The organism is Methanogenium cariaci JCM 10550 (genome assembly GCF_001315945.1).
In the GTDB taxonomy this organism is placed as follows: domain Archaea; phylum Halobacteriota; class Methanomicrobia; order Methanomicrobiales; family Methanomicrobiaceae; genus Methanogenium; species Methanogenium cariaci.
Genome location: NZ_BBBG01000041.1, coordinates 1 through 3,908, shown reverse-complemented (window position 1 = coordinate 3,908; position 3,908 = coordinate 1). Strand labels below are relative to the sequence as shown.

The 3,908-nt window shown below is 41.5% G+C and carries 6 protein-coding genes; 4 read left to right on the top strand and 2 right to left on the bottom strand.

Annotation, left to right across the window (positions count from 1 at the left end):
- A partial coding sequence (locus tag JCM10550_RS19975) for a hypothetical protein (RefSeq protein WP_177326928.1) occupies nucleotides 1-225 on the top strand: 225 nt, incomplete at its 5' end.
- Between the two features lie 321 nt (nucleotides 226-546).
- Entirely contained in the window at nucleotides 547-708 is a 162-nt protein-coding gene (locus JCM10550_RS16360; protein WP_157200401.1) for a hypothetical protein, read from the top strand.
- Between the two features lie 124 nt (nucleotides 709-832).
- On the opposite strand, the gene JCM10550_RS16355 is transcribed toward JCM10550_RS16360, so the two are convergent.
- A complete protein-coding gene (locus JCM10550_RS16355) occupies nucleotides 833-1,138 on the bottom strand; it encodes a hypothetical protein (RefSeq protein WP_157200400.1) in 306 nt (101 codons plus the stop codon).
- Nucleotides 1,139-1,820: 682 nt separating this feature from the next.
- On the bottom strand, nucleotides 1,821-2,453 hold the full coding sequence (locus JCM10550_RS16350) for a hypothetical protein (RefSeq protein ID WP_157200399.1): 633 nt from the start codon (nucleotides 2,451-2,453) through the stop codon (nucleotides 1,821-1,823).
- 448 nt (nucleotides 2,454-2,901) lie between these two features.
- Between JCM10550_RS16350 and JCM10550_RS16345 the strand changes: the two genes are divergently transcribed.
- Both JCM10550_RS16345 and JCM10550_RS16340 read left to right on the top strand, forming a co-directional pair.
- Nucleotides 2,902-3,402, top strand: a complete 501-nt coding sequence (locus JCM10550_RS16345; RefSeq protein WP_062400685.1) for a winged helix-turn-helix domain-containing protein — start codon at nucleotides 2,902-2,904, stop codon at nucleotides 3,400-3,402.
- Nucleotides 3,356-3,908, top strand: a 553-nt coding sequence (locus tag JCM10550_RS16340; RefSeq protein WP_172673957.1) for a PAS domain-containing protein, incomplete at its 3' end; no start/stop codon positions are given. The genes JCM10550_RS16345 and JCM10550_RS16340, both read left to right, overlap by 47 nt.

Sequence of the window (3,908 nt, the reverse complement as noted above, 5' to 3'; positions counted from 1 at the left end):
TCACACTACACCTACACCTACACCTACACCTACACCTACACCTACACCTACACCTACACCTACACCTACACCAACTCCAACTCCAACGCCTACACCCACACCCACACCCACACCCACACCAACTCCAACACCCCCCCCACCAGTGCCAGAATTTCCACTAGTTGTACCTCCGGTGATAGTGGTTATCAGTCTGATTGCGTGCGTAGGAATTTTATCACTGATTAAACACCAGTGATACTTTTTTTCCACAATTTTTGGTATTATCCGTTGCATTACAATCTTCCTCCGTACTTTCAGCATTCCTGTATGAATCTGCATATCTGAGAGAGCTAATCGAAGATTTAACCAGTTATTCCATACACTGCAGGCACGTCAATTCACTGAGGAGATGTTCATCAGTGATGTCGTCGAAGAAGTCCAAAAAGAGATGAATACGATCGTAATAAATCCAAGTCCGTTGAGTTGCATTGCTTTTATGTCCCGGGGATGAAAGAGATTATGATGAGAGATTTTTTTGTATTGCTATGTATCTGTCAGATCTGCAATATGAAGGGAATCACAGGCACCGGCAACTATGCACCGGTGGCCGAAGGAAAGGAGCTATTTGTCATTGAATCCGTCAATGATGGGGATGTGTTGGGTTATTTCCTGCAGGCACATAGGTTGTGGAGGGAACTATTGTTTATGCCGACATACTTCCATGACTAAAGTCGTGGGCCTTCTGCCGGTTTTTTGAAAAAATAAGAGCAAATGTATGTGAAAATTTTTTATATGACAAATTTGGGGGTAAATTCCCCCCCTGAACAGATATTTGGTCTTCTTTTTGCTGAGTTTAAGGATTTTTTCTCCCTTTATTTTTCAGGATGAATAGAATGTATATCATGCCAACCAACAGCCCCCCCGCCGGCACAGCAAGCGTCGGGAATTCGGGGACAGGATTTGGGAGAGATGACTGTGTATAGTCGCCCTCAAAGGGAACTGCCGGTCCCGAATACAATCCAGATGCACTCCAGCCATACAGGGAGACATCCGGAGAACAGATGTCGGTTATTGAATATTCCTGGCCTGCACATGCTGAAACCGCCAGCACGCACACAACGGCCAGGAAAAAGACAATGATCTGCAGGTTTCGTTTCACACCCATTTTTCACCTCATCGATTATGATATTCAGGGCCGTGCTGATCCATTGTGTATACAGGCAGTCACAACTTCAGTATCAGCCCGGAACACAGAACCCATATTTGAATTCTCATCCAGCCCTTGGACAGAGGTATCATTTTGACTATAAAATGAAACGCCCGGCACTTATGGTCAGCATTCTAATTGAAAGAAAAAAGGTACCGTTTTCAGATAATTCAGGCATCCACTCATGGATACCATGGCCTGCATTTTCATCAATAAGGAGGTTTATTTCCGAATGGTAACACAGAGTACGCTGACTCCATCCGTTTTTCCAACAAAAATATTTCTTTCGATTTGGAATGTATCGCCTGGGGAGTATCCTCCTGAAAGAGAAATTCTACGAATCAATTTATTCCATTATGATGTCAAACTTTTTCAAAAAAAGACCGTTAAATCGAAGACAACACAGGTCGTAAATTCACACTTCTGTGATCATTTCATTGATATCTATTGGCCATCACATTTTACCCGAAATACACAGGCAGACATGGCTTGTTGAAATACCCTGAAATGGAGTTAAAGTAATAGTCTTCTGATAATCTACCAGATGCCAGCAGATCATAATTCAAACAGTGAAATTTAAAGAAATTGACGTAATGATACAATTTTTTGAAAAAATAATGAGATTAATCCTGCCTTACTCCTTCTTCAGAACACTGGCTGCAACCAGTACACTGCCGACAAGGAAGACCGGAATCATCATTGTTGGGAATTCAGGGACGGGTGGCGGACAGGGTTTAATCGGTACTTCAATTACAGCCTTCTGCCCGTTCCGATCGCGTGGTTCAACAAGGACGGCCCCGATATCACTGGGTCCCGGGACATAGGTATCATCTGCTAAAGCAACTAATTCCTGCGAAATCGCATTGTCCCATGCGGCATACTGTGCCGGGATTGTCTGACCCATTACCATCCAGATTGCTGCCTGGATTTCTCCATACGTTGCACATCCCTTGTTGTTCAGAATCCAGTTAACCATGTTCAGTTCACCGGAGACTCCAAGAGTACTGGAAAGGTGGGCACAATAGGGCGTGTTCTTGATCGATGGCACACCTGTCTGAACACACCATCCGGGATAGACTGTTTCAGGCATCTGATCCCAGTCATCGTCAAGGTACATGTCAAAGTAGGTTCCACATGCATCACCAGGCGGGTATGGATATTCGATCAGAACCATCATGTCGGTGGGAAGATCTGTCCACTCCACAGCAACAGCCGGTGCCACCATACAAAGCGCAACAACCAGCAGTGCTACAATTATTTTTTTCATTTTCATACCTCCACTCAATTACATGCAAAACTGGTGGCATCCTGTTTTTAGGCCTACCGAATACCGTCTTACATATAAGCCCCTTGTTAACAAACCCGCATATATACTAATGTGCCTGACACATATGCACAACCATCCAGTGGGCCAGGGGGGGACAGACATTTCCCGTAATATTCCAGAGACCACTTTCGCAGATGTCAAAATAATCCCCCCCGGCATTTCAGACAGGAAATTCTGATCATATCTGAAAAAATGTATCACATATTAAATACAGGAATCAGTTATTGGTTCAATAAGCGACCCATGGCACACTCGACGTGAATGATAAATTATATATATTACTAGGTTCGACTCAACTATTTGCGTATTTATAAAAAATACCGGAGTATATGCACAATATATGCAATATATCAAATAATTGATGATATAATGTCGTGAAAAATTCTGAATGATTTGGAGCGCCATGCATAATATTAAGTATTATATCGTATATCCAACACCTATGCCCAGCGAGCAGGAACTGCTCGATAGAATTCTGAACATACTAAAGTTCAAGTCAAAGGGAATGACGATAACAGAAATCTCTCATGTTACAAACATTCACCGAAATTCTATCGCAAAATATCTCCAGGTTCTATTGGCATCAGGCAAAGTTGATGTGCAGCTTATCGGTAATGCAAAAGTCTACACACTATCTCGTCGATTGCCAATCAACTCAATGCTACATTGTTCTCCTGATTTAATCGTTCTTTTAAATCAGGACAGGAGAATCATTCAGGTTAATGACAAATACCTGAAATACTTCAATCTCGACGAAAATGACATACTCAACAGAGAAATAAACAATCCGGCAATCCCGGTAATCAGTGATGAAATAATATTACCCTTAATTGACCGTTCAATTGAAAACGGGGGAAGTATGCAGCAAGGAAACGACCTATGCATATGATGGTAAACTCTACTATTTTTTTGTCAAATATGTTCCATTAGTCCTCGATGGTGGGGGGGAACATGGCCTGATTTTAATTATCAAAGATTTCACTGAAGAAAAGAAGATAAAAGATGCACTTACAGAAAATGAAGAAAAATTTAAAAATCTGTTTAATAATGCAAATGATTCATTATTTCTCTATGAGATCACCGCCAATCAGGACATCGGAAAATTAATTGAAGTAAATGATACTGCCTGTAATAAACTCAATTACACTAGGAATGAATTCTTTCAGATGGAATTTTGTGAAATATTTAATTCAGAATTTCACTGTCAACACTCTGCAATCGAAACAAATCCGACAGAGAACTACCATTCTATTTATGAAGGAATGCAGGTAAAAAAAGACGGCACAACATTCCCGATAGAGGCCAGCGCCCACGTATTTTCTTTACAGGACAAACTAGTTGTCCTGTACGTCATCCGGGACATCTCTGAGAGAAAAAATGTGGAAAATTCTTTAA